This window comes from Devosia sp. XGJD_8 (genome assembly GCF_046614475.1).
Taxonomy (GTDB): Bacteria; Pseudomonadota; Alphaproteobacteria; order Rhizobiales; family Devosiaceae; genus Devosia.
Window position 1 is genome coordinate 873,660 of record NZ_JBKJHF010000001.1, and the last position, 22,806, is coordinate 896,465.

The window sequence follows — 22,806 nt, forward strand, 5'->3', positions numbered from 1 at the left end:
GGTGAATGCGGAGCGGACCATAGCGGGGAGGGGCACGGAGTCAATTGTGTTGCGCCGTCATGTGACCATCCGGCCGGCATGGGCGTTAACCAGCCGGTGGCGATCGCCTGTGGGCATAAGCCAATCCACTGGCGCCATCACCGGCCCCGCCATAAACTTGGCGGCGATTTGGGGGTGCAAAACCATGTCAGAGAAATTCGATGCCATCATTATCGGGGCCGGCCAATCCGGGCCTTTCCTCGCCGCCAGGCTTGCCGGGGCGGGCAGGAAGGTCGCGCTGATCGAGCGCGAGCATCTGGGCGGGACCTGCGTCAACGATGGCTGCACGCCCACCAAGACGCTGGTGGCCAGCGCACGCGCCGCCTGGGCAGCGCGCCAGGCCGGCGCCTTCGGTGTCGTGGTCAAGGGGCCCGTCACCGTCGACATGAAGGCGGTCAAGGCCCGCAAGGATGCCGTGGTGGGCGCCTCGGTCAAGAGCCTCACCGAATGGCTGGGCGGCCTCAAGACGCTCGAATATATCAAGGGTTCGGGCAGTTTCGTCTCGCCCAGCGAGGTCAGCGTCGGCAAGCGGGTACTCACCGCGCCGCAGATCTTCATCAATAGCGGCGCCGCCGCCAGCGTGCCGGACTGGCCGGGGCTGAATGAGGTCAGCTACCTCACCAATACCTCGATGATGAACCTCGATACCCTGCCGGGGCATCTGATCATTGCCGGCGCCAGCTATATCGGGCTCGAATTCGCCCAGATGTATGCCCGCTTCGGCGCCAAGGTCACCGTCATCGAGCGCGGCGCCCGTCCCGCCTCGCGCGAGGATGCCGATATCTCCGCCGCCATCCGGTCCATCCTCGAGGCCGAAGGCGTGACCTTCCTCTTCAACACCACGATCGAGGCCGTCGCCCGCGCCGGCCATGGCGTGCTGCTCTCGCTCAAATCGGGCGAACGCCGTGCCTCGGTGGAAGGCAGCCATCTCCTGCTGGCCATGGGCCGCAAGCCCAATACGGCCGACCTCAACCTCGCCGCCGCCGGCATCGCAACCGATGAGCGCGGCTATATCCCGGTCGATGATCACCTGCGCACCAAGGTCAAGGGCATCTGGGCCATGGGCGACATCAATGGCCGCGGCGCCTTCACCCACACCTCCTACAATGATTTCGAGATTGTCGCCGACAATGTCGTCGATGGCGGCAAGCGCTCCATCCATGGCCGCGTGCCGGTCTATGGCCTCTTCATCGATCCGCCCTTGGGCCGCATCGGCATGAGAGAAACCGAAGTCCGCAAGTCAGGCCGCAAGGCCCTGATGGCCATCATGCCCATGTCCCGGGTCAGTCGCGCCAAGGAGCGCGGCGAGACCCAGGGCCTGATGAAAGTCCTGGTCGATGCCGAGAGCAGGCAGATCCTTGGCGCCGCCATCCTGGGCATAGGCGGAGACGAGGTCGTCCAGTCCCTGCTGCAGCTCATGGCCGCCGGCACGCCCTACACCACCATGATGCACACCATGCACATCCACCCCACCGTGACCGAGCTGCTCCCGACCCTCCTGGCCGACCTCAAGCCGCTGGAGTAACCCGCCGGGCCGCAATGTCGCCCACGCACCGAACGGCCCCTCCCCCTCCCAGGGGGAGGCTGGGTGGGGGGCCTCAGATATCCCCGAATGCCACGGCTATCCCGCGCCCGCGCGCCTTGGCGGCATAGCAGGCCGCGTCGGCCTCGCCCATGAAGCCCAGCGGCGAGGCAGGCACCTCGGTGACCACGGTCATCCCGATGCTGGCGCCGATATGATAGGTGCGGCCCGCCCAGCTGAAGGCCAATGCCGCGATGGCGCGCACGATCTTGTCGGCAATGCGCTGCCCGCCCTCGACGGGGCAGTCCGCCAGCAGCACGGCAAATTCGTCGCCCCCGATCCGCGCGGCCACGTCATGGCTGCGGCAGGAGCCGCGAATGGTCTGCGCCACCTGCTTGAGCAGCGCGTCGCCCGCGGCGTGTCCGGCATTGTCGTTGACCGGCTTGAAGCGGTCGAGGTCGATATAGAGCAGGCAATGGTGCCGGCCATGGCGCGCGGCCGCGATGGCCGAGTTCAGCGCCCGCTCGAAGGCGGGGCGGTTGGGCAGGCCCGTCAGGTCGTCATGTGTGGCCGAATGCGCCAGCTCACGCTGCATGGCCCGGCTCTGCGTCACGTCCTGGAACACCAGCACAGCGCCGCTGACCCTGCCCGCCGTGCTGCGCACCGGCGCTGCCGTACAGCGAATGTCGCGCTCGGAGCCGCTCTTGGCCACCAGGATAACGTCGTCATCGAGCTGGACCGGCATGCCCCGGGCGATACTGGCGGCGACCGGACAGTCCTGCCGCTCGTTCGTGGTCCCGTCGCGCACCGCGAAAATGGCCTCCACCGGCTGGCCGATTGCCTCGCCCGAGCGGTAGCCGGTCAAGAGTTCCGCTGCCGGATTCATCAGCACGACCCGGCCGGCCTCGTCGGTCGAGATCATGCCGTCCGCAATGGAGTCGAGCGTGACCCGCAGGCGTTCCTTCTCCGCCGCCAGTTCCTGCTCGATGGTCTTGAGCCGGGTAATGTCCGTATCGGTGCCCAGCGTGCGCACCGGATTGCCCTCGTCGTCCCATTCCACCGGCTTGCCGCGGCTCAGGATCCAGATGTAGCTGCCGTCCCGCGTCCGCTCGCGATATTCCAGCGCGTCGAAATCCGCCGCGCCCATGTCCTGCCGCTCGACATTGTCCATCACATGCTGCAGGTCATCGGGATGGATACGGGCCATCCATTTCTGCTGGTCGCCATCCACCTCTTCGTCCGGCGGAATGCCGCGCATGATGCGCCACATGCGCGAATAAAACATGCTGTCGGTGCGGATATCGTGGTCCCACACGCCCTGGCGCGCGCTTTCCAGCGCAAAGTTCCACCGGCTCTCCGAATAGGCCAGCGCCTCCTCGGCCTTCTTCTGCAGCTCGATATTGGTGACCTGGACGACGAGGTATTTCCGCTCCCCGCTCCGCTCGTCGCGCAAGACCGAGGCGGCGACCATCACCCAGAGCGGCTGCCCATCGGCATGGCGGAAGCGGCACTCGCCGCGATATTCGTCCGCCTCGCCCCGCATCAGCCGCATCAGGCGCAGCGGCGCCGTGGGCCGGTCTTCCTCATGCACCAGGTCGAGAATGCCCAGCCCCGCCTCGGCGCTGTGCCCCAGCATGGCCCCCAGCGCGCGGTTGGCATAGAGCAGCCTTCCCTCCATGTCGCTGACCAGCATGCCGACGGCCGCATTGTCCACGATGCGCGCCAGCATCGAGCCGATCCGCTCGAAGCGGACCAGCGGCGCGGCCAGCGATTTTGGCGTGCGAGTGGGCATCGGCCCAGCCTATGTCACACTCCCTTAAGATCTGGCTTAGATCGCCTCATACATCCAGCGCCGTGATGAAATCGCGCTCGGTGGCCAGCCCGTGCCATTCCCCCGGAATCTCGCTGTCGAAGATCAGCGTATAGGGCCCCTTGTAGCCGGCCTCCTCGGCCAGCCTGACGCAGGCGCCGTAATCGGCTTCGTCGAGGTCCCCATCGATGAAGCTGGCCTTGGCATGGCACAGCTCGGCCCGCCCGAAGATCGACTTGAGATCGCTATACTTGTTCGGCCCGCCCCAGTTGCCGAAATCGCCCAGCAGCCCGATCCGCCCATCCAGCTTGTCGAGCAGGAAATGCACATGTGCCGGCTCGGCCAGCAGGTCGAACCAGTTCTCGGTCACCAGCCGCACCGGCGACCCCGCATTGCCGTCCGCCAGCGCCGTCAGCGCCTTGACCGAGCGGTCGAGCGCATCGCGCGTCGGCTTCTGCTTGCCGGCGATGATACGGGCATTTTCCGCCCCCAGCTCGTTGGCGATCTCGATCCAGCCGGCGATCCACTTCTGGTCGCGCGCGCCATGCTCGGGATGGCTGATATCGCCGGCATCGATCAGCAGCGTCTGCAGCCGCACATTGGCAATCTTGAGCTGGTCGCGCAGTTCGGCCAGATAGATCGGGTCGCGGCTGCGCAGGTGGAACGATACGATTTCGAGCCGGTGGTAACCGTGATTGGCCAGCACGGAGGGCAGGCCCAGCAGCGATTCCTCGCCCTCGCCATAGGTCTCCTGCATCGGCCCGATCTCATTGGTCGTCAGGTCATGCGGATAGGTCATGCCGAGCAGGCGGTGCAGTGACCAGGTGGAAACGGCGATACGGTCGGCGGCGATCTGGGCCATGATGAGGCTCTCCATTTTGCTGGCGAGCCTTCCATGCCAAGGGGTTGGATTCAACCGGTATTATCGCTCAAACCGGCTGGCTTCGCCGTTGCGCCAGGTAGATATGGTCGCAGGCGAGCACGGTTTCGCCGCGCTGGTTCAGCACGCGCACCTGCTCGGTGATCCGCCCGTGGTCGCTCCTTTTGGCGTCCGGCTCGAGCCCGGTAATGGTCAGCTCGGTATGGATCGTGTCGCCGATGAACACCGGCTTGGGAAAGCGCAGCCGTTCATAGCCATAGGAAAAGGCCAGCGGATTGATCTCGCTGGCGGTCAGGCCAATGCCGATGGCAAAGGTCATCGTGCCATGGGCGATGCGCTGCCCCCAGGGGCTGTCCTTCATCGCCTCGGCATCCATGTGGTGCGGGAAGAAATCCCCGGTATGGCCGGCATGCACCACGAAGTCGGTCTCGGTTATGGTGCGGCCATAGGTCTTGCGCACCTCGCCCAGCACATAATCCTCGAAATGGCGTGGTCGCTCCATCAGAAGCTCTCCTTGAACAGGGCGTTGAGTTCCGTCACGATCCGGCCGGCATCCTCGCTGGCCAGCAAGCCCTGGTTGAGCCGTTGCGCGGCGGCATCCTGGAAATCCATGTAGCCGTCATGGCGCGGCCTGAGCCACCCGCCCTCGAGCGTTGCCCGCGTATCGCGATAGAACCCGTCGACCGGCGCATTGACGACGTCGTCCTCCCAGGCCAGTCCGTGCCCGACCTGCCCGCCCGCCTCGGCATAGAGCGTCTTCTGGATCTCGGCGCTCGCCACCCAATAGGCATAGTCGATGGCCGCGTCGCGATTGGCTGAAAAGGCCGAGACCGCAATCCCCGTGCCGCCAATCGCCGAGCCCACCGGCCCTCGTGTGCCTGCGGCCGGAATATCGGCAAATTTCAGCCGCCGGGGCCGAAAGCCCGCCAGGGCATAGCTGAGATAGCCATAGCCGAGCGGCATCAGCGCAAACCGTTCGGTGCTGGCCATCAGCTCCGAGGCAGCAATCGGGTCCATCTCGAACTGCTCTTTGTCGATATGCGTGCTCACCTGCCGCAGTGTCTCGATCACGCGCACGCCCGCCGCCATGCCGATCAGCTCGGGTCCGTCATGGCTGCAGGGCGTGCCGAGATTCGCCGCCAGCGTAAAAAAGCTCATCAGTGAATGCGGCGCCCGCATCGGCAGGATGACGCGGCCCGCCTGCGCCAATGCCGCAGCCTCCGCCCATGTGCTGACCGGCTCGGGCAGGAGGTCCGGGCGATAGACCTGCACCTGCGCCGCCGCGTCGATGGGAAAGGCCCATTGGTGCCCGGCATAGAAATAGCTTGGATAGGACTGGCCTACGCTGTGCGCAGCCATCTCGCCGCGCTCGGCCATCCGCCCGGCCACATCGAGCGGCGCCAGGCACCCCTCCTTGGTGATCTGGCCGACATGGGGGTGATCGATGACGATCAGGTCATATTCCCGGGCCAGTTCCTCGACCGGAAAGGTCTCGAAATCCTGCAGGCTCCTCTGGTCCCACGCGATGGTGACACCGGTTTCGGCCAGCCAGCGCGCCGAGGTGGCCACCATCGGGTCATAGCCCCGCGGATGCCGCCACGTCATGCCCTTCAAATGAATGCGGTCAGCCAAGGTGGCCTCCGGTCTGGCGGTTCGACCGCACGAAAATCAAAGGACCGACAGTCAAAGTCCGAACTCCGCGCGGATCTTCGCGCTCTGCTCGCCCACCAGCGGCGCCGCCCGCTGGGTACGGGCGCGCACCCCGTTCACCCGCAATGGGGAGCGGGTGGTGGTGATCGAAACATTGTCCTCGCGCGTCACGGTCTGCAGCATGTCCAGCGCGCGGAAGCCCTCGCTGGCCATCAGTTCGGCCCAGTCCAGCACCTTGGCACACCAGATATCGGCCGGCTCGAGTATGGCCAGCCAATGCGCGGTCGGCTGGCTCGCCAGCTTCTCGGCAAGGATGCGCTTGATCGCGTCGCGCTGGGCAAACCAGCTCTTGGGGTCGGCGAACTGCGCCAGTTCCGCCAGCCCGAGCAGGCTTTCCAGCCTGGGCAGCGGCGTCATCGCAATGGCGATATAGCCATCAGCCGTCGGATAGACCCCATAGGGCGCCGAGAGATAGGCATGCGCCGAGCGGAATTCACTGCGCTTGGGCACGCGCCTGCCGTCATTGAGATGGGTGGTCAGCACTTCGAACTGGAAGTCCACCAGCACTTCGAGCAGGCTTGTTTCGATATGCGCGCCCTGGCCGGAGAGGCCGCGCCGCACCAGGGCCGCCAGCACGCCCTGTGCAATGGCGGCGCCGGCCAGCATGTCGGCAATGGCGAGGCCAAACGGCACCGGCCCCTGGTCATGGTCGCCATTGAGCCACATCACGCCCGAGCGGGCCTGTGCCAAGAGGTCCTGGCCCGGCCGGTCGACCCAGGGGCCCTCGCTGCCATAGCCGGTGATCGAGGCATAGACGATGCCCGAATTGATCGCCTTGACCGCCTCGTAGTCCAGCCCCAGCCGTTCGATTACCCCGGGGCGAAAATTCTGCAGCACCACGTCCGCCTTGGTCAAAAGCTTGCGCAGGGCGGCCACGTCATCCGGATTCTTGAGGTCGAGCGCCAGGCTTTCCTTGGATCGGTTGATGGCGTGGAAGATCGTTGAATCCCCGCCGATCTCGGTATCGCTGAGATAGAGCCTGCGGCTGAGGTCTCCGCCATCCGGCCGCTCGATCTTGATCACCCGCGCCCCCAGGTCCTGCAGCCGCAGGCTGGCATAGGGCCCCGAGAGAAACTGGCACAGGTCGACGACGACGAGGCCGTCGAGCAGGGGAGTGCTATTGTCAGTCATGAACCCACCGGGTCATTCCCGCGATAGCGGGAACCTCTGTTTGTGTTATGGAGGAAACGGAGGTCTCCGCTTCCGCGGGGATCGCTCCGTGGCAGGAGTTGCTTCTGTCCACCCGTCCGCCGCGGAACAGTCCGGGGTGGGGCTCGTGGGAATCTGCTGGACGCAGGCCGATCCCCACCCCGTCTCGCTCCACAGGGAGGAGGCTGTGGCGCAGTTCACCGTGCATCGATGAGCTCCGCAAAATCGTCCGGCCGGCGATACTTCACCGTCTGGATATGCTCGCAATACAGCACCAGCTCGCCTTCGCCCTTGAACACTTCATAGGACGCCCGGCACAGTCCGAGCTTCTCGTATTTCGGGCGTTTCTCGAGATTGGTGCGGATGGTGTAGATCGTGTCGCCGATAAAGGTCGGCTTGATGAAGCGCAGCTTGTCATAGCCATAGCTGAACGCATTGATGCAGTTCGTGGCCACCAGCCCCAGCCCCGCCGAAAAGACGAAGGCCCCGGCCACCAGCCTCTTGCCGAACTGCCCTTCGGTGGCCGCGAAGATCTCGTCGGCCACGTAGGGGTGCATGTCGGTCACCAGCGCATTGAAGGCCATGCTCTCGCCTTCCGAAATGGTGCGGCGCAGCGAGCGGATCCTGTGCCCCACTTCCCAATCCTCATAGAACCAGTTCTCGCTGTTCCACACCGGGATCGCGGCATGGTCCTCCGGCATGGTCTTGGGATTGGTCGAAGATGTACCGATTGTGCTCATGATGTCTTCCCCACCACTGGCCTGCACCTCCCCCTTGATGGGGGAGGCTGGGAGGGGGTGTCGTTTGGCCCGAATGGATCAGATTGCAGCCCGCATCCGGGCCAGCCGTCCCCCACCCTTGATCCCTCCCCACAAGGGAGAGGGAGACGATGAACATGGGCCGTTGAGCTGGCGCCTCCCTCCCCTTGATGGGGAGGGATCGAGGGTGGGGTGGTGGGAGCCGCGATGAACCGGTTCATGGCTTCCTCTCCAGCGACGTTGCGGGCCGGTTCGCCGACACGAACGCCGCCTCGACCAGTGCCATCGTGTGCCAGGCGTCCTCCACCGAGGTTACCAGCACTGTGTCCTCGCCCGCCGCAAAGCGCTGCAGGTTGCTCATCGTCCCGATGAAGGCATGCGGAAACCAGCTGCCCGTGAGTGCGACCTGCTGCCAGGGCTCACCCTTCTTGGCGATCCACAGCTCATCGGGCTCGCCTTCGGGATAGTTGAGCAGCAGCCCGAGCTTGACCATGGCAGCGCCGTCGCTGCCCTCGAAGCGGAAGCTGGCATCCTGGAACTGCCGGCCGAAATCGTGATTGTGGTTGATCGACAGCGTCGTGCGCACGCCATCGTCGAAATCGATCAGGGCGCTGGTGCGCGTCTGGGCCAGGTAGGTTGCAGGATGCCCCATCGTGCGGGCATGCACCCCGGTCGGATTGCCGAGAAAGGCCCGGATCAGGTCGAGATAGTGGATGGAATGCACCGCGATCTCGACGCGCGGCATGCCCTTGAGAAAGGGAAAGAGATGCCAGGGCGTCACGAGGTTCAGGTGCACCTCGGTATCGATCAGCTTGCCCAGCCACCCCCGCTCCAGCGCATCGCCGACGGCGAGCATCATGGCCGAAAAGCGCAGCTGGAAATTCACCGCCGCCACCAGCTTCTTCTCGCGGCACAGCTTGAGAATCGCGCTGGCTTCGCCCAGGTCCCGGCCCATCGGCTTCTGCAGCAGCACCGCGGCGCCATCCGGCAGCGTCGGCAGCACGCTCAGATGCGCCGCCGGCGGCAGGGCAAGATCATAGACGGCGCCAGGAGTGGCAATCGCTTCTTCGAGCGTGACGAAGGCGGGAATGTCCCATTTGGCCGCCAGGGAACGCGCCTTGTCCGCATCGATGTCGAATACGCCCGCCACCGGAAAGCCGGCCAGCCGATAGGCGGGCAGATGGGCGTCATTGACGATGCCGCCCGCCCCGATGATGACGATCGGGCGCGGCCTGGCCGGCTGCGGCCAGCTTTGCCGCAAACTGCTCACCTCTAGGGGCACGCTGCCTTCCTCCATCACACCGCATTCGCGTCATTCTTATGTGAATAATCTTTTCACAGACGAGCGATTGAGGCAAGGGGCGCCGTCGGCAAGGCGTTGAAAATCCAACGGCGCGCCGTTCATTCACCGGTCAGGCTTGTGACCGAAAGCAGGCAAACCGCCAGCATGCTTGCAGCATTCCGTCAGCAGGCTTGCAGCATCCGCCCCTCTGCTGTCAGCCTAGTCGAGGTGGAAAACTTCTTCCGTGCCAGCCCACCATTCGCCGTCCTTACGGGTGGCGAGGGGCGATTGCATGGGCATGCAGACCGCCCACCATTCCTGCGTGCGCGGATCGGCGGCCATGCGGGCCATGTCGGCATCGTGGTCGCTGCCGGTATATTCGTAATAGGCAAACAGCAGGTTCTCCGGCTCGCGCAGGAAGATCGAGTAGTTGGCAATATTGCTCGCCTTGATCTGCCGCAGCACATCCGGCCAGACGGCGGCATGGACGCGCTTGTATTCGGCAATCTGCTCGGGCTTGAGGCCGATCACGGCACCGTATCGTTGCATGGCAGGTACTCCCTGGTTCGTTACCCCCACCCATCCTCCCCCTGACAGGGGAGGGGCCGATCCAGTGTGGGGCTCGATCTTGCCCAAAACACCGGCCAGGTTCCTCCCCCTTCAGGGGGAGGCTAGGTGGGGGTGCCTCTCTAAATCTCTGTCAAACCTTGTAAATCCGCTCCGCATTGCGATGCAGTAGCCGCGCCTTCTCATCTTCGCTGGCGCCGCTGATGATCGCGTGCGTCGCCTCGACCCAGCGGGTCAGGCTGCCCGTCAGTGTCACCACCGGATGATCGCTCCCCCACACCACGCGGTCCCAGCCGAAGCATTCGATCAGGTGTTCGATATAGGGCCGGATGGTTTCGACGGTCCAATCGGGGCCGGAATAGGCGACGATGCCGGAAATCTTGGCGTTGAGATTGGGCAGTTTGGCGATGCGGCGGATATTGTCGCGCCACGGATCAAGGCCCGCCCCGGTCACATCGGGCACCCCGCAATGGTCGAGGATGAAGGTCACGTCCGGCGCGCGTTCGACCAGCATCTGGCCGATTGGCAACTGGTCGGCGCGCACGCAGAGGTCAAAGCTCAGGTCGTAATCGGGCAGGTGGCGGATATTCTCGACAAACAGGTCCGACTGGCTGAGATCATCCGGCGCCTGGTGCAGGATCCGGCGCACGCCCTTGATATGGGCATGCTCGCTCAGCCGTTCGATCTGGTCGACAAAAGCCATGTTTTCCGGGCGACAGGCGGCGATGGCGCCGGCAATGCGGGGCAGGGTGAGGACGAATTCGCTCTCGGCCAGCATGTCCGCCTCGGCGGTATCGACCTCCATATGCAGCGCCGATTCGATCCCCAGCGGCACCGCCTCGGCGAAATAGTCGGCAATGTGCCAGGGCCGGTTGAGGGTCGGATAGCTCGAGAGCCAGGGATAGGAAAACCTGTCCGGATAGATCAGGTGCAGATGGGTATCGAGAATGCGCATGCGGCTTTCCTCCGGTGGTCAGGCGCCTTCTGGCGAGCGCTGTGAAATTTCCTGGCCGGCCCGCTGCAACAGCCTGAGCACGCTCGGCATATTGGGGGCGTCAAGCTTGTCGAGGCGCTGGGTATAAGGGCAGGTGAGCACGGCGATGACCGAGCCGAGTGGCCCGAAGATCGGCACCGAGAGGTTGGAAACCCCCGAAACCTGGGCGCTCGGCATCATTTCATAGCCCTGCTCGCGCACGCCTTCGAGGCGGGCCTCGAGGCCCTTGGGCATCTTTTCCGGGCTCCCCATATCCTGCTCCTCGAGCATCAGCAGCCGCTCCTCGGGGCTGGCAAAGGCCAGGAAAACATGGCCCGAGCCAGTATTGACGAGGCTGATGCGGCTGCCGACGCGGATCGAGACATTCCAGTAGCCGGGGCCATCGACCTGGGCGATCACCACCAGGATATTGCGGTCCTGCACCACCAGATGCACTGCCTGTTCGGCCTTGAGCGCGAAGTTGCGCAGCACCGGCATGGCCTGGCTGATCATGCGGTGCATGGGCGGCCTGGCATGGCCCAGTTCGAACAGCTTGAGGGTGATTTCGTAGCGGTCTTCCGGGGTGCGGCGGACATAGTTGCGGCGCACCAGCCGATCGAGCATGCGGTAGATTTCGTTGGGCGTGCGGTCCAGCGCCTTGGCGATTTCCGCCTGGCTCAGCCCGTCCGCCGTGGATGCCAGGAGCTCGATAATGTCGAGCCCCTTGTCCAGCGCCGGCGCGCGATAGCGATCGTCCTCTTCCATCGTCACCGTCATTCCCCTCGCAGCAATCACCAGCATGCGCGCCCTACGCTAGCAGCATGCTTGCAGTTTTCATGCGCTTTTCCTGCAGTTTTCCAACCACCCCACCAACCCCACCCCGCCACCAGCATGCTTGCACCATCCCAACCCCACCACCCCGGTTGACGAGCCATTCAGGTTTATGCTTACCTACGAATAGACTTTTCACATATGGATGATCAAGCTCCAAACGGGGCTGCTCCGAAAAGTCCGTGGAGGAAAAAATGGCAACCAAGTTTTTGGCCAGGGCGCTCCTGGCCTCTTGCGCGTTGACTGCCCTGGTGGGTTCGGTCGCGGCACAGGAATTCGATTACGGCTCGTTCCCTGGTTACACCCTGCAGGTGAAGCTGATCGGCGGCACGCAGTACGAGAAGCTCTATACCCGCATTCCCGAATGGGAGGCGCTGACCGGTGCCAAGGTCGAGATCGTCTCGTCCAAGAACCACTTCGATCTCGATCGCGAGATCAAGCAGGATATCGCCACTGGCCAGATCACCTGGTGTCTTGGTTCGAACCACACCAGCTTCGCCCCACAGTATGGCGACCTCTATATCGACCTGACCAGCATGATCCCGGGTGAGGAACTGGCCAAATACGTGCCGGGGACCCTGGCCTCCGCCATGGTCGATGGGCGCCTCGTGCAGCTGCCGCGCGTCACCGACGTGTCCAATCTCTATTATCGCAAGGACCTCTATGAGGATCCGGCCAAGATGGAGGCCTACAAGGCCGAGTTCGGTACCGACCTGGCTCCGCCCAAGACCTTTGACGAGCTCAAGCAGCAGATCATATTCTTTGCCGATCCCCCGAACCTCTACGGCACCGCGTTTGCCGGCAAGGACGAAGGCATGTCTGGCCGCTTCATGGAAATCCTGCGCGCCAATGGCGGCGACCTGTTCGACGAGAACTGGAACCCGATCTTCAATTCCCCCGAAGGCGTGGCGGCCCTGCAGTGGTTCAAGGACATCTATGATGCCGGCGCCGTGCCGGCCGGCACTGTCAACTATACCTGGGACGATATCGGCCAGGCCATGGCGGCGGGCCAGCTGGCCGTCGATCTCGACTGGCCCGGCTTTGCCGGCTTCTACAGCGATCCCGCCGCGTCCAAGATCTCGGACGTGCTCGGCTTTGCCGTGTCCCCAGTCGGCTCGGCCGGCGTGCGCGGCGGCTGGTCCGGCTCGCATTCCTTCTCGGTGACGGAAGCCTGCGACAACAAGGAAGCCGCTGTTTCGCTCGCCGTGTTCCTGACCAATGACGAAAGCGCCATGATGGAAGCCCAGGCCGGCAATCTGCCGACCCGTTCGGCCACCTTCGGCGAGGTCGTGCAATACTTCAACGAGAACGGCAAGACCGCGCTGGCCGAGATGTTCCCGATCTGGGAAGCCAGCCTTGCCGATGCCCGCACGCCGCCATTGATCCCGCAGTGGATCGAGGTGTCGAACGTGCTCTGGCCGCAGCTGCAGGCCGCGATCGTGGGTGAAAAGACCCCGCAGGAAGCCCTGGACCAGGCGGCCGACGATGCCCGCGTGATCCTTGAGGATGCGGGCATCCTTTAGGCACACCGCCGCCGCCGCAGGTGATGCGGCGGCACCCCCACCCGACCCCCTTCGGGGGCCACCCTCCCCACAAGACGGAGGGAGGGCAAGAGCATTGGCTTGCGTGATCCGGGCAGGATAGTTTCAGTCGACTCCCTCCCCCTTGCGGGGAGGGATCAAGGGTGGGGGTCCTTAGTGGCTACCGACGTCCAAGTTCTGCAGCGGCCAACGCTGAGCGAAGGCATCACCGCCTCTTTCCGCTCGCCGCGCGCCGTGCCCTATCTGCTGCTCATGCCGGCCATGATCGTCATCCTTGCGGTGGTGCTCCTGCCGCTGCTCGTCTCGTTCTGGACCAGCTTCACCAGCTACAACCTGACCCGGCCGGACACGCTCTACAACTTTGTCGGGCTGCGCAATTATCAGCGACTGCTTGGCAATGATGAGTTCTGGTGGGCCTTCGGCCGCACCTTCCTCTTCGTCACCATCACGCTCAACGTCGAGATGATGCTGGGGCTGGGCCTTGCCCTCTTGGTCAACAAGATCACCTACGGGCAGCGGGCTTTGAGGACCATCATGATGTTTCCCATGATGTTCTCGCCGATCCTCGTCGGCTTCCAGTTCAAGTATATCTTCAATGACTCGATCGGGCTGGTGAACAATGCCCTGTTCGACCTGGGTCTGATCACCCAGCCCATTCCCTGGCTGGTGGATGGCACCCTGGCCAATTTCTCCATCATGTTTGCCGAAGTCTGGATGTCGACATCGATCTTCGCCATCCTGCTGCTCGCAGGCCTCATGGCCCTGCCAAAGGAGCCGATCGAGGCGGCAAAGGTCGATGGTTGCAACCCCTGGCAGGTCTTCCGCCACATCACGCTGCCCTTCCTCATGCCCTTCGTCTACATCGCCATGACCATCCGCAGCCTCGATGTGGCTCGCGCCTATGACATGATCCGCATCATGACCAATGGCGGCCCGGCCGGCCGCACCGAGCTGATCTGGACGCTGATGACGCGCACCGGCTACCAGAACAGCCAGATGGGCGCGGCCAATGCCATGGGCTATGTGTCGATCATCCTCTCGATCGTCTTCACCTTCTATTTCTACCGCAAGCTCACCGCGGCGCGCACCTTCATGGGAGGCGCACAATGAGCCGGCTGAGCATCGAGAAACCCTGGCAGCGTTGGCTGATCCGCTTTGGCGTCTTCGTCGCCATGGCCATCCTCTGCGTGCCGGGCCTATGGGTCGTGCTGACGGCGTTCCGGCCCAATATCGAAGTGCTGGCGCGGCCGGCAGTGTGGATCCCGCAGAACCCGACGCTGGACAATTTCGCCCGTCTGTTCGGGCTGAGCTCGGCGCAGCAGGGCCTGCCGGTGGCACAGTATTTCGTCAACTCGCTGGTGATCTCGATCACTTCGACGCTGGTTGCCGTCGTCATCGGCATGGCGGGTGGCTATGCCTTTGCCCGCTACCGCTTCAAGGGCAAGGCCACCCTGTTCCTGGCCTTCATGCTGAGCCGCACCGTGCCTGGCGTGGCGCTGAGCCTGCCGCTCTTCATCATCTGGGCGCGGCTGGGGATCATCGACACGAGCTTCGGGCTGATCGTGGTCTATATGGCCATCAACATCCCCTTCACCATCTGGCTGACCGATGGCTTTTTCCGGCAGATCCCCGTCGATCTGAGCGAAGCTGCCCAGATCGATGGCTGCACGCCCTGGCAGGCCTTCTGGAAGATCGAATTCCCGCTGGCCCGCTCGGGGCTGGCCTCGGCGGCGATCTTCGCCTTCCTCACCAGCTGGAACGAATATGCGCTGGCCAGCCAGCTCACCCGCACCACGGCGAGCAAGACCATGCCGGTTGGGCTCATGGATTTTACCGCCCAGTTCACCGTGGACTGGACCGGCATGAGCGCCATGGCGGTGCTCATCATCATCCCCGCGCTGGTTTTGACCTTCATCGTGCAAAAGCACCTGATTGCCGGTCTCACCTTCGGCGGCGTCAAATAGGAAGATCCGATGGCACAGGTACGCCTCGAAAAAGTCAGCAAGAGCTACGGCAAGCTGGAGACGGTGCACGGCATCGACCTCGAGATCGCCCATAACGAATTCGTCGTGCTGGTCGGCCCCTCGGGCTGCGGCAAGTCCACCACCCTGCGCATGATCGCCGGACTGGAGGAGATCACCGGTGGCACGATTTCAATTGGTGACCGGGTGGTCAACGACCTGCCGCCACGGGCCCGCAACATCTCCATGGTGTTCCAGAGCTACGCGCTCTATCCGCATATGACGGTCCGCGACAATCTCGGCTTCGGGCTCAAGATCGCCAATATGCCCGAGACCGAGATCAAGACGCGCGTCGACGAGGCGGCCGAGATCCTGGGTCTGGGCCCCTATATGGACCGCCTGCCGGCCAACCTCTCGGGCGGCCAGCGCCAGCGTGTCGCCATGGGCCGCGCCATCGTGCGCAACCCCGATGTATTCCTGTTCGACGAACCGCTCTCCAACCTTGACGCCAAGCTGCGCGGACAGATGCGCGTCGAGATCAAGAAGCTGCACCAGCGGGTGCAGACCACGGTGATCTACGTCACCCACGACCAGGTCGAGGCCATGACCCTGGCCGACCGTATCGTCATCATGCGCGATGGCAATATCGAGCAGATCGGCACGCCCAGCGAGGTGTTCGAGCACCCCGTCAATGTCTTCGTCGCCGGCTTCATCGGCTCGCCGCCAATGAACCTGCTCGATGCCAGCGTGACGGGCTACAAGGCGGTGCTGGACGATGGCGTGGAAGTTCCCTTGCCCGCCGGCTGCAATGTCCGCGAGGGACAGCAGATCGTGCTCGGCTTCCGTCCGGAGAGCTTTGCCCCCAAGGGTCATTCGCTGCATGGCGATGCCGGCGCACTGACACTGCGTCGCGTCGTGGCCATTGCCGAGCCGCTGGGCACCGAGACCATTCTCTATGTTTCGCTGGGCGGCATGGATGTGCAGGGCAAGATGCTCAATCCGCGCGTCGTGCATCCGGGGGAAGAGCTGGACTTCACCCTCGACCTGACGCGGCTGCATGTATTCGACAAGGCGTCCGGGCGGAGTGTGCGGGCATGAATATCGTGCTTCTGCGAAAGACCCCCTCATCCGGCGCTACGCGCCACCTTCTCCCACGGGGGGAGAAGGGGAGCTCCACTCTTGCCCAGCTACCGGATCCCCCTTCTCCCCTTGTGGGAGAAGGTGCCCGAAGGGCGGATGAGGGGGCATTGTCATGGCCCGCATAGTCCGCGTCGACCTCCTCATGGTCGACCTCAAGCCCAAGGTGAAGCGGGTCGATGCGATCCAGAGCTTTGTCAGCCAGGAAACGCCGATCGTGCGCATCACCGATGCCGATGGTGTGGTCGGCACCGGCTACAGCTATACGATCGGCACGGGTGGGCATTCGGTCATGGCGCTGCTGCAGCGCACGCTGGCACCGGCCGTCATCGGGCGCGATGCCTATGATATCGAAGCCATCTGGCGCGACCTGCTGTTCCTGACGCACGCGACCACGGTCGGCGCCATCACGGCCATCGCCATGGCGGCGATCGATACGGCACTATGGGATCTCAAATGCCGCAAGCTCGGCCTGCCGCTGCACAGGCTGGCCGGCGGCGCGCAGAAGGATGTGCCGCTCTACACCACCGAAGGCGGCTGGCTGCATCTGGAACAGTCTGCGCTGGTCGAGGATGCGTTGCGGGCCAAGCAAGAGGGCTTCGGCGGCTGCAAGCTCAAGGTGGGGCGGCCCATCCATGAGGACGTCGCGCGCATCGCCGCGGTCCGCGAGGCGGTCGGCCCGGGCTTCGAGATCTTCACCGACGCCAACCAGGCCTTTGCCGTGGACGAAGCCATCCGCCGCGCCCGCGCCTATGAGCCGCTCGATATCGGCTGGCTCGAGGAGCCGCTGCCGGCCGACGATATTTCCGGGCACGAACGGCTGAGCCAGCATACCAGCCTGCCCATTGCGGTGGGCGAGAGCCTCTATTCGGTCAGCCATTTCCGGGAATACCTGCAGCGCCATGCCGCCAGCGTCATCCAGGTGGATGTCGGCCGCATCGGCGGCATCACGCCCTGGCTCAAGGTGGCGCATATGGCCGAGGCTTTCAACGTGGCGGTCTGCCCGCATTTCCTCATGGAACTGCATGTCAGCCTCTGCGCCGCAGTGCCCAATGCGCGCTGGGTGGAGTATATCCCCCAGCTCGATGAGCTCACCACCGAGCGCATGCGCATGGAACAGGGCCGTGCCCGCCCCTCCGACGCGCCGGGCTTGGGCATTGAATGGGACTTTGCTGCGATCGATCGCCTGGCGGTCGAGGGCAGCCGGTCCACCATCCAGTAGGAAGCAGAACCATGGCCGATCTCACCGGTAAAATCGTCCTCATCACCGCCGCCGCCCAGGGCATCGGCCGGGCCTCGGTCGACGCCTTTGTCGCTGCCGGCTGCACAGTGATCGCCACTGACATCAACGCGGCCAAGCTGGCCGAACTGGATGGCGTGGCCGGCGTCACCACGCGGCTGCTCGACGTGCTCTCGGCCGAGGCGGTCAGGCAGGCCGTGGCCGAGATCGGCCGTATCGACGTGCTCTTCAACTGCGCCGGCGTGGTCCATAACGGCACTGTGCTGGAGATGAGCGACCAGGATCTCGACTTCGCGCTGGACCTCAATGTGAAGGCGCAGATCCGCACGGTTCAGGCCGTGCTGCCGCAGATGCTGGAGCGCCGGGACGGCGCCATCATCAACATGGCGACGGTGGCCTCTTCGATCAAAGGCGTGCCGAACCGGGCGGCCTATACCATCTCCAAGGCGGCGGTGATCGGCCTCACCAAGTCCATTGCCGGCGACTATACCACGCAGGGCATCCGGGTGAACGCGATCTGCCCCGGCACGGTGGACAGTCCAAGCCTGCATGAGCGCTGGCACGCCACGGGCGATTTCGAAGCGGCGAAAAAGGCCTTCATCGCGCGCCAGCCGATCGGCCGCATTGCCCGGCCCGAGGAAGTGGCGGACCTCGCCGTCTATCTCGCCGGCGCGACCTATACGACGGGTCAAATCCACATCATCGACGGCGGCTGGACGGCCTGACCTTCCGGAATCTTCATGACCAAGATCACCTCCCTTTCGACCCACGACCTGCGCTTTCCCACCTCGGCCTCGCTCGATGGATCCGACGCGATGAATCCGGACCCCGACTACTCGGCCGCCTATGTGATCCTGGGCACCGACGGGGCGCATGAGGGACATGGGCTGACCTTCACTATCGGGCGCGGCAACGAGGTTGTCGTGGCGGCCATTCGCGCGCTGGAGAGCCGCGTCCTCGGGCTCGAGCTGGACTGGATCGCCGAAAATCCCGGCCGCTTCTGGCGGCATGTGACCGGCGACAGCCAGCTGCGCTGGATCGGCCCGGACAAGGGCGCCATGCATCTGGCGACCGGGGCCGTGGTCAATGCCGTCTGGGACCTGCTGGCCAAGATCGCTGGCAAGCCGGTCTGGCAGTTCGTCGCCGACATGACGCCCGAGCAGCTCGTCTCCATCATCGATTTCCGCTACCTCACCGACGCCATCACGCCCGACGAGGCGCTGGCCATTTTCCGCAAGGCTGAGGCAGGCAAAGCCGATCGTATGGCCACGCTCCGGGCCGAGGGCTACCAGTGCTACACCACCTCGGCGGGGTGGCTGGGCTATTCCAACGAGAAGCTGACGCGGCTTGCCAGCGAGGCGGTGGCGCAGGGTTTCCAGCACATCAAGATGAAGGTCGGCCGCGACCTCGATGATGACATCCGCCGGCTCGAGATTGTCCGCACGATCATGGGGCCCGACCGGTTCCTGATGATAGACGCCAACCAGGTCTGGGAGGTCGACCAGGCCATCGACTGGGTCAAGGCGCTGAGCCGCTTCAACCCCTATTTCATTGAGGAGCCGACCAGCCCCGATGACGTCTCGGGCCACCGGGCGATCCGCCAGTCCATCGCCCCGGTCAAGGTGGCGACCGGCGAGATGTGCCAGAACCGGATCCTGTTCAAGCAGTTCATCAAGGATGGGGCGATCGACATCGTCCAGATCGATGCCTGCCGGATCGGCGGCCTCAACGAAGTGCTGAGCGTGCTGCTGATGGCGGCCAAGTATGGCCTGCCGGTCTGGCCGCATGCCGGCGGCGTCGGCCTCTGCGAATATGTGCAGCATCTCAGCATGATCGACTATCTGGTCGTATCGGGCACCAAGCAGGGCCGGGTGATCGAATATGTCGACCACCTGCACGAACACTTCCTTGAGCCCTGCGAGATCCGCAACGCAGCCTATATGCCGCCTCGGCAGCCGGGGTTCTCGATCCAGATGAAGCCGGAGTCGATCGCGGCGAATGAATTTCGGGGGTAGCGCCCCCCACCACCTCCCCTGTCAGGGGAAGGTTAGGCGGGGGGTAACGCTCAATACGTCATCCGGGCGGTGACACTGCCCCAGTCGCCCATCCTGCCTTCGATGCTGGAGGCCTTGCCATGCGGGGCGAGGACGCGCGACCCGGTGATGATCACCTGGCCGGCCTTGAGCGGCAGGCCGCGGGTGGTGGCGTGGCGGGCGAGCCAGATGACGGCGTCGACGATGGCCGTCCAGCTGGCGCCGGTGGACGTGGTCTTGGCCTCGACACCGTCGAACAGCAGGCTCACCGGCAGGGTGGCCAGTTCGGCCTTGATGCCCGGGTCGAAGGCCGGCCCGACCACGACGGCGCCGTTGCTCTGCAGGTCGCCCAGCTTGACATTGGCATGGATGGCGTCGCGGTCGACAAAGGGGCTGCCGATCATCTCGAGCACCGGATGCAGGCTCGCAATGGCCGCTTCAACCGCGGCGGCGTCGGCATCCGCAGGCAGGTCCTGCCCAAGCTTCACCGCCACTTCGACCTCCGGAAAGACGAAGCGATAGCGCGTGGAATCGATGCTGGCGCCATTGTCGAAATAGCGGTTGGCCGGGATCGGCGCGCAGACGGGTTCCCCCTGGCCGCCGGCCATGATCTTCCAGCCGCCAACCGGGCCGAGCCGGCTGATCACCGTGTCCTGCAGCGCATAGACGGCAGCCATATCCGCAGGAGTCAGGCTGTCCGGCACGCTGTCGATAAGTGGGCCGCCATCGTGGCCGGCATTGAAGGCATCGGCGAGATCGCTGAGCGAATTGATCATGGTCATGGTGCTCAGTTCGCCCACTCGCCGCCGCGCATCACCGGCTCGGTGCTGCCATCGGCATGCACGCCGTCAATGTCGATCTTGTCCGAGCCGATCATCCAGTCGATGTGGATGTTGGATGTATTGCCGCCCTGCGCGGAAATCTGCGCCTGGCTGAGATCCTTGCCGCCCACGAAGCAATCCGAATAGCACTGACCCTGCGCGATATGGCAGGAGGCGTTTTCGTCGTAGAGCGTGTTGAAGAACAGGATGCCTGACGCCGAGATGGGCGAGGAATGGGGCACCAGCGCCACTTCGCCGAGGCGGCGGCCACCTTCGTCGGTATCGAGCACCTTGTTGAACAGGTCCTGGTTCTTGGAGGCCTTGAACTCGACAAGCCGGCCGCCTTCGAAACGCGCCTGCATGTCCTCGATTAGCGCGCCATTGTGGCTGAGCGGCTTGGTGCCGGCGACATAGCCTTCGACGCGCAGCTTGTGCGGCGTGGTGAAGACTTCCTCGGTTGGGATGTTGGGATTGCAGGTAATGCCATTCTTGGCTTCCGAGGCGCCGCCTTTCCAGCGGTGGCCATCAGCAAGACCGACGGTCAGATCCGTGCCCGGACCGGTATATTTGAGGGAGGCAAAGGACTTGCCGTTGAGCCAGGTCCAGCGCTTCTTGAGATTGGCATTGTGCTCCGCCCAGGCGGCGATGGGATCGTCCTGATCGACGCGGGACGCCTTGAAGATGGCGTCGGCCAGCTTGGTGACGGCTTCTTCCTCGCTGTCATCGGGAAAGACCAGCTTGGCCCAGGCGGCGCTTGGATAGGAGACGATGTTCCAGTTGATATCGAAGCCGGTGATGAGCTGGAGCGCCGGCTTGTAGGCGGCCGAATTGGCCCGCATGGCGCGGGTCACCTTGTCGGGGTCCTGGCCGGCCAGCATCATCGGATTGTCCCCGGCAATGGCGAGGCGCGCCGCATTGTTCTTGAATGCTTCGGCCATGCCCGAATAGAGCCAGCCGGCGGCCTTGTCGAAACTGGCGCTATTGGCATGCTTGTAGCGGGCGAGGGTGGCTTCCTCGTCGGAATAGATGGTGGTGACGAGACCCGCGCCGGCCTTGTAGGCATGCTCGGTGATGCGGCGGACCAGGGGCGCCGCCGTCATCGGCGCGGTCATGATCAGGTCCTGGCCCTCGGCGAGCTGCAAGCCCACCTTGATGGCAACCTGGGCGAGCTTGTCGAGCTTGACGGGATCGATAGTCATTGGGGCGAATGCCTCTGTTCTGAATCGGTTGGGTGAACCCTAGACCCGGCATGAGGCGAGCGCCACCCGGCCAAATCGGAAAATATCTTGACCTGAATCAAGGGTGAATTTGCCCAGCGTGGCAATGCTCCGGCAGTCATCACAGGAGCTGAGAAATGGCTGCCAACCTGCATCTGGTCATCATTGCCGTCTTGTCGCTGTTCGGGGTATTCATGGCCGGCCTGGCCTATGCGCAAATGGCAACGCGGGGCATCGAGGTTTACCGCAAGGCCGACCATACCTGACCAAATGGTAATCCGGCTGGGGCTTGCGTCATTGGCTGGGGCAGGCCATCTCGGGAGGCCACAAACGCCGGATCTCCATGTCAGCCCTGCCCACCCGCCGCCGTGCACTGATGCTCGTCAATCCGAACTCGCGCCGGGGCACCGCAGCGCTTGATCCCGTCGTCGCGCGGTTGCACGCGGGCGGGATTGATGCGGTGATCGAGCGGTTCAATTCGCCCGATGAGGTATCGGCGGATATCGCCCGGCGCCGCCACGAGGCGGACCTGGTCATCGTCTGCGGCGGCGACGGCACAATCAACTCCGCTGCCAAGGGTGTGCTGGAAACCGGCCTTCCCATGGGCATCATGCCGATGGGAACGGCCAATGACCTGGCCAGGACGCTGGCCATTCCCGACGATCTGCTCAAGGCCGCGGATGTCATCCTGGCCGGTCATACCAGCCGGGTGGACCTCGGCGAGGTCAACGGGCATCCCTTTTTCAACGTCGCGAGCCTGGGCCTCTCCGTCGACCTGGCCAGGGGCCTGACGCCGGAGGCCAAGCGGCGCTGGGGCAAACTGGGCTATGCTCTGGCTGCGCTCAAGGTGTTGCTGAAGGCGCAGCCCTTCCGGGCCGAGATCATCAGCGACACGGGCAGGGCCAGCGTCAAGACGCTGCAGATCGCAGTGGGCAACGGTGTGCACTATGGTGGCGGCACGGTGATCCATGCCGATGCCACCATCGAGGATGGGCATCTCGATCTCTACAGCCTGGAACTCAAGAATGTCTGGAAGTTCGGGCTGATGCTGGGCGCCTTCCGCCGGGGCGAACACGGGGCGTGGGACGAGGTCCGCACCGCCAAGAGCACGGAGTTCGATATCCGGACGAAGGAGCCGATGGCCATCAATACGGACGGCGATATCGTGACCCAGACGCCGGCGCATTTTGTCATTCGACCAAGCGCCGTGACCGTGTTTTCGCCGGCCTGAGGCTGCGCAGGGCGACAGAGCCTCTCAGCATCGCATCGTTGCATTTCCGCATCACCTATTGGGACGTTGCAAATTACCCCGTTGGCAAGCCCGAACCGTTTCGC

General features: G+C 64.2%; 22 protein-coding genes. 10 read left to right on the plus strand and 12 right to left on the minus strand.

Translation table 11 applies throughout. The annotated features are described in order from the left end of the window. Positions 1 to 184 precede the first annotated feature (184 nt). The gene (locus ACLI1C_RS04045; protein WP_411395571.1) at positions 185 to 1,564 is read left to right on the plus strand and encodes an FAD-containing oxidoreductase; all 1,380 of its coding nucleotides are present in this window, start codon (positions 185 to 187) and stop codon (positions 1,562 to 1,564) included. A 73-nt stretch (positions 1,565 to 1,637) separates the two neighbouring features. On the opposite strand, the gene ACLI1C_RS04050 is transcribed toward ACLI1C_RS04045, so the two are convergent. The 10 genes from ACLI1C_RS04050 to ACLI1C_RS04095 form a co-directional block, all read right to left on the minus strand. Next, positions 1,638 to 3,353, minus strand: coding sequence for a PAS domain S-box protein (locus tag ACLI1C_RS04050; RefSeq protein ID WP_411395572.1), 1,716 nt, complete (start codon positions 3,351 to 3,353; stop codon positions 1,638 to 1,640). Between the two features lie 46 nt (positions 3,354 to 3,399). Beyond that, on the minus strand, positions 3,400 to 4,233 hold the full coding sequence (locus tag ACLI1C_RS04055; RefSeq protein ID WP_411395573.1) for a sugar phosphate isomerase/epimerase family protein: 834 nt from the start codon (positions 4,231 to 4,233) through the stop codon (positions 3,400 to 3,402). A gap of 67 nt (positions 4,234 to 4,300) precedes the next feature. Beyond that, positions 4,301 to 4,753 (minus strand): MaoC/PaaZ C-terminal domain-containing protein, encoded by a 453-nt coding sequence (locus tag ACLI1C_RS04060; RefSeq protein ID WP_411395574.1) that lies wholly within the window; start codon positions 4,751 to 4,753, stop codon positions 4,301 to 4,303. Beyond that, the gene (locus tag ACLI1C_RS04065; protein ID WP_411398211.1) at positions 4,753 to 5,856 is read right to left on the minus strand and encodes an extracellular solute-binding protein; all 1,104 of its coding nucleotides are present in this window, start codon (positions 5,854 to 5,856) and stop codon (positions 4,753 to 4,755) included. The genes ACLI1C_RS04060 and ACLI1C_RS04065 overlap by 1 nt, the downstream gene beginning before the upstream one ends. Before the next feature lie 78 nt (positions 5,857 to 5,934). Further along, a complete protein-coding gene (locus ACLI1C_RS04070; protein WP_411395575.1) occupies positions 5,935 to 7,092 on the minus strand; it encodes a CaiB/BaiF CoA transferase family protein in 1,158 nt (385 codons plus the stop codon). Positions 7,093 to 7,307: 215 nt separating this feature from the next. Next, positions 7,308 to 7,850, minus strand: a complete 543-nt coding sequence (locus ACLI1C_RS04075; RefSeq protein WP_411395576.1) for a MaoC family dehydratase — start codon at positions 7,848 to 7,850, stop codon at positions 7,308 to 7,310. Between the two features lie 235 nt (positions 7,851 to 8,085). Further along, positions 8,086 to 9,165 (minus strand): Gfo/Idh/MocA family protein, encoded by a 1,080-nt coding sequence (locus tag ACLI1C_RS04080; protein WP_411398212.1) that lies wholly within the window; start codon positions 9,163 to 9,165, stop codon positions 8,086 to 8,088. A 204-nt stretch (positions 9,166 to 9,369) separates the two neighbouring features. Beyond that, entirely contained in the window at positions 9,370 to 9,699 is a 330-nt protein-coding gene (locus tag ACLI1C_RS04085; protein ID WP_411395577.1) for an L-rhamnose mutarotase, read from the minus strand. 151 nt (positions 9,700 to 9,850) lie between these two features. Further along, positions 9,851 to 10,672 carry an amidohydrolase family protein gene (locus ACLI1C_RS04090; protein WP_411395578.1) on the minus strand — a complete coding sequence of 274 codons (822 nt, stop codon included), beginning with the start codon at positions 10,670 to 10,672 and terminating at the stop codon, positions 9,851 to 9,853. Positions 10,673 to 10,690: 18 nt separating this feature from the next. After that, on the minus strand, positions 10,691 to 11,467 hold the full coding sequence (locus ACLI1C_RS04095) for an IclR family transcriptional regulator (protein WP_411398213.1): 777 nt from the start codon (positions 11,465 to 11,467) through the stop codon (positions 10,691 to 10,693). Positions 11,468 to 11,715: 248 nt separating this feature from the next. Here ACLI1C_RS04095 and ACLI1C_RS04100 point away from each other — a divergent pair, with 248 nt between their 5' ends. The 7 genes from ACLI1C_RS04100 (at position 11,716) to ACLI1C_RS04130 (ending at position 19,415) form a co-directional block, all read left to right on the plus strand. After that, on the plus strand, positions 11,716 to 13,044 hold the full coding sequence (locus ACLI1C_RS04100; RefSeq protein WP_411395579.1) for an ABC transporter substrate-binding protein: 1,329 nt from the start codon (positions 11,716 to 11,718) through the stop codon (positions 13,042 to 13,044). Positions 13,045 to 13,314: 270 nt separating this feature from the next. After that, positions 13,315 to 14,172: a carbohydrate ABC transporter permease gene (locus tag ACLI1C_RS04105; protein WP_411398214.1), complete on the plus strand. Its 858-nt coding sequence runs from the start codon at positions 13,315 to 13,317 to the stop codon at positions 14,170 to 14,172. Continuing rightward, on the plus strand, positions 14,169 to 15,026 hold the full coding sequence (locus ACLI1C_RS04110; protein WP_411395580.1) for a carbohydrate ABC transporter permease: 858 nt from the start codon (positions 14,169 to 14,171) through the stop codon (positions 15,024 to 15,026). The genes ACLI1C_RS04105 and ACLI1C_RS04110 overlap by 4 nt, the downstream gene beginning before the upstream one ends. Before the next feature lie 9 nt (positions 15,027 to 15,035). Continuing rightward, positions 15,036 to 16,121 (plus strand): ABC transporter ATP-binding protein, encoded by a 1,086-nt coding sequence (locus ACLI1C_RS04115; protein WP_411395581.1) that lies wholly within the window; start codon positions 15,036 to 15,038, stop codon positions 16,119 to 16,121. Between the two features lie 154 nt (positions 16,122 to 16,275). Beyond that, positions 16,276 to 17,382, plus strand: a complete 1,107-nt coding sequence (locus ACLI1C_RS04120) for a mandelate racemase/muconate lactonizing enzyme family protein (protein ID WP_411395582.1) — start codon at positions 16,276 to 16,278, stop codon at positions 17,380 to 17,382. A gap of 11 nt (positions 17,383 to 17,393) precedes the next feature. After that, positions 17,394 to 18,125 carry an SDR family oxidoreductase gene (locus ACLI1C_RS04125; protein WP_411395583.1) on the plus strand — a complete coding sequence of 244 codons (732 nt, stop codon included), beginning with the start codon at positions 17,394 to 17,396 and terminating at the stop codon, positions 18,123 to 18,125. Positions 18,126 to 18,140: 15 nt separating this feature from the next. Further along, positions 18,141 to 19,415, plus strand: a complete 1,275-nt coding sequence (locus tag ACLI1C_RS04130; protein ID WP_411395584.1) for an L-fuconate dehydratase — start codon at positions 18,141 to 18,143, stop codon at positions 19,413 to 19,415. A gap of 50 nt (positions 19,416 to 19,465) precedes the next feature. On the opposite strand, the gene ACLI1C_RS04135 is transcribed toward ACLI1C_RS04130, so the two are convergent. Then, positions 19,466 to 20,215 (minus strand): fumarylacetoacetate hydrolase family protein, encoded by a 750-nt coding sequence (locus ACLI1C_RS04135; protein WP_411395585.1) that lies wholly within the window; start codon positions 20,213 to 20,215, stop codon positions 19,466 to 19,468. Between the two features lie 5 nt (positions 20,216 to 20,220). Beyond that, positions 20,221 to 21,453: an aminopeptidase gene (locus tag ACLI1C_RS04140; protein ID WP_411395586.1), complete on the minus strand. Its 1,233-nt coding sequence runs from the start codon at positions 21,451 to 21,453 to the stop codon at positions 20,221 to 20,223. Positions 21,454 to 21,608: 155 nt separating this feature from the next. Here ACLI1C_RS04140 and ACLI1C_RS04145 point away from each other — a divergent pair, with 155 nt between their 5' ends. Further along, positions 21,609 to 21,737: a hypothetical protein gene (locus ACLI1C_RS04145; protein ID WP_411395587.1), complete on the plus strand. Its 129-nt coding sequence runs from the start codon at positions 21,609 to 21,611 to the stop codon at positions 21,735 to 21,737. A 77-nt stretch (positions 21,738 to 21,814) separates the two neighbouring features. Next, on the plus strand, positions 21,815 to 22,702 hold the full coding sequence (locus tag ACLI1C_RS04150) for a lipid kinase (protein WP_411395588.1): 888 nt from the start codon (positions 21,815 to 21,817) through the stop codon (positions 22,700 to 22,702). The last annotated feature ends 104 nt before the right edge of the window (positions 22,703 to 22,806 follow it).

What these genes read in the sequence shown, in the direction of transcription:
- ACLI1C_RS04130 (WP_411395584.1), top strand. Translation starts at nt 18,141, where the DNA reads ATGACCAAGATCACCTCCCTTTCGACCCACGACCTGCGCTTTCCCACC.
- ACLI1C_RS04150 (WP_411395588.1), top strand. Translation starts at nt 21,815, where the DNA reads ATGTCAGCCCTGCCCACCCGCCGCCGTGCACTGATGCTCGTCAATCCG.
- ACLI1C_RS04135 (WP_411395585.1), bottom strand. Translation starts at nt 20,215, where the DNA reads ATGACCATGATCAATTCGCTCAGCGATCTCGCCGATGCCTTCAATGCC.
- ACLI1C_RS04145 (WP_411395587.1), top strand. Translation starts at nt 21,609, where the DNA reads ATGGCTGCCAACCTGCATCTGGTCATCATTGCCGTCTTGTCGCTGTTC.
- ACLI1C_RS04105 (WP_411398214.1), top strand. Translation starts at nt 13,315, where the DNA reads ATGCCGGCCATGATCGTCATCCTTGCGGTGGTGCTCCTGCCGCTGCTC.
- ACLI1C_RS04070 (WP_411395575.1), bottom strand. Translation starts at nt 7,092, where the DNA reads ATGACTGACAATAGCACTCCCCTGCTCGACGGCCTCGTCGTCGTCGAC.
- ACLI1C_RS04065 (WP_411398211.1), bottom strand. Translation starts at nt 5,856, where the DNA reads ATGACGTGGCGGCATCCGCGGGGCTATGACCCGATGGTGGCCACCTCG.
- ACLI1C_RS04125 (WP_411395583.1), top strand. Translation starts at nt 17,394, where the DNA reads ATGGCCGATCTCACCGGTAAAATCGTCCTCATCACCGCCGCCGCCCAG.
- ACLI1C_RS04085 (WP_411395577.1), bottom strand. Translation starts at nt 9,699, where the DNA reads ATGCAACGATACGGTGCCGTGATCGGCCTCAAGCCCGAGCAGATTGCC.
- ACLI1C_RS04140 (WP_411395586.1), bottom strand. Translation starts at nt 21,453, where the DNA reads ATGACTATCGATCCCGTCAAGCTCGACAAGCTCGCCCAGGTTGCCATC.
- ACLI1C_RS04080 (WP_411398212.1), bottom strand. Translation starts at nt 9,165, where the DNA reads ATGGAGGAAGGCAGCGTGCCCCTAGAGGTGAGCAGTTTGCGGCAAAGC.
- ACLI1C_RS04075 (WP_411395576.1), bottom strand. Translation starts at nt 7,850, where the DNA reads ATGAGCACAATCGGTACATCTTCGACCAATCCCAAGACCATGCCGGAG.
- ACLI1C_RS04055 (WP_411395573.1), bottom strand. Translation starts at nt 4,233, where the DNA reads ATGGCCCAGATCGCCGCCGACCGTATCGCCGTTTCCACCTGGTCACTG.
- ACLI1C_RS04115 (WP_411395581.1), top strand. Translation starts at nt 15,036, where the DNA reads ATGGCACAGGTACGCCTCGAAAAAGTCAGCAAGAGCTACGGCAAGCTG.
- ACLI1C_RS04120 (WP_411395582.1), top strand. Translation starts at nt 16,276, where the DNA reads ATGGCCCGCATAGTCCGCGTCGACCTCCTCATGGTCGACCTCAAGCCC.
- ACLI1C_RS04045 (WP_411395571.1), top strand. Translation starts at nt 185, where the DNA reads ATGTCAGAGAAATTCGATGCCATCATTATCGGGGCCGGCCAATCCGGG.
- ACLI1C_RS04090 (WP_411395578.1), bottom strand. Translation starts at nt 10,672, where the DNA reads ATGCGCATTCTCGATACCCATCTGCACCTGATCTATCCGGACAGGTTT.
- ACLI1C_RS04100 (WP_411395579.1), top strand. Translation starts at nt 11,716, where the DNA reads ATGGCAACCAAGTTTTTGGCCAGGGCGCTCCTGGCCTCTTGCGCGTTG.
- ACLI1C_RS04050 (WP_411395572.1), bottom strand. Translation starts at nt 3,353, where the DNA reads ATGCCCACTCGCACGCCAAAATCGCTGGCCGCGCCGCTGGTCCGCTTC.
- ACLI1C_RS04060 (WP_411395574.1), bottom strand. Translation starts at nt 4,753, where the DNA reads ATGGAGCGACCACGCCATTTCGAGGATTATGTGCTGGGCGAGGTGCGC.
- ACLI1C_RS04110 (WP_411395580.1), top strand. Translation starts at nt 14,169, where the DNA reads ATGAGCCGGCTGAGCATCGAGAAACCCTGGCAGCGTTGGCTGATCCGC.
- ACLI1C_RS04095 (WP_411398213.1), bottom strand. Translation starts at nt 11,467, where the DNA reads ATGACGGTGACGATGGAAGAGGACGATCGCTATCGCGCGCCGGCGCTG.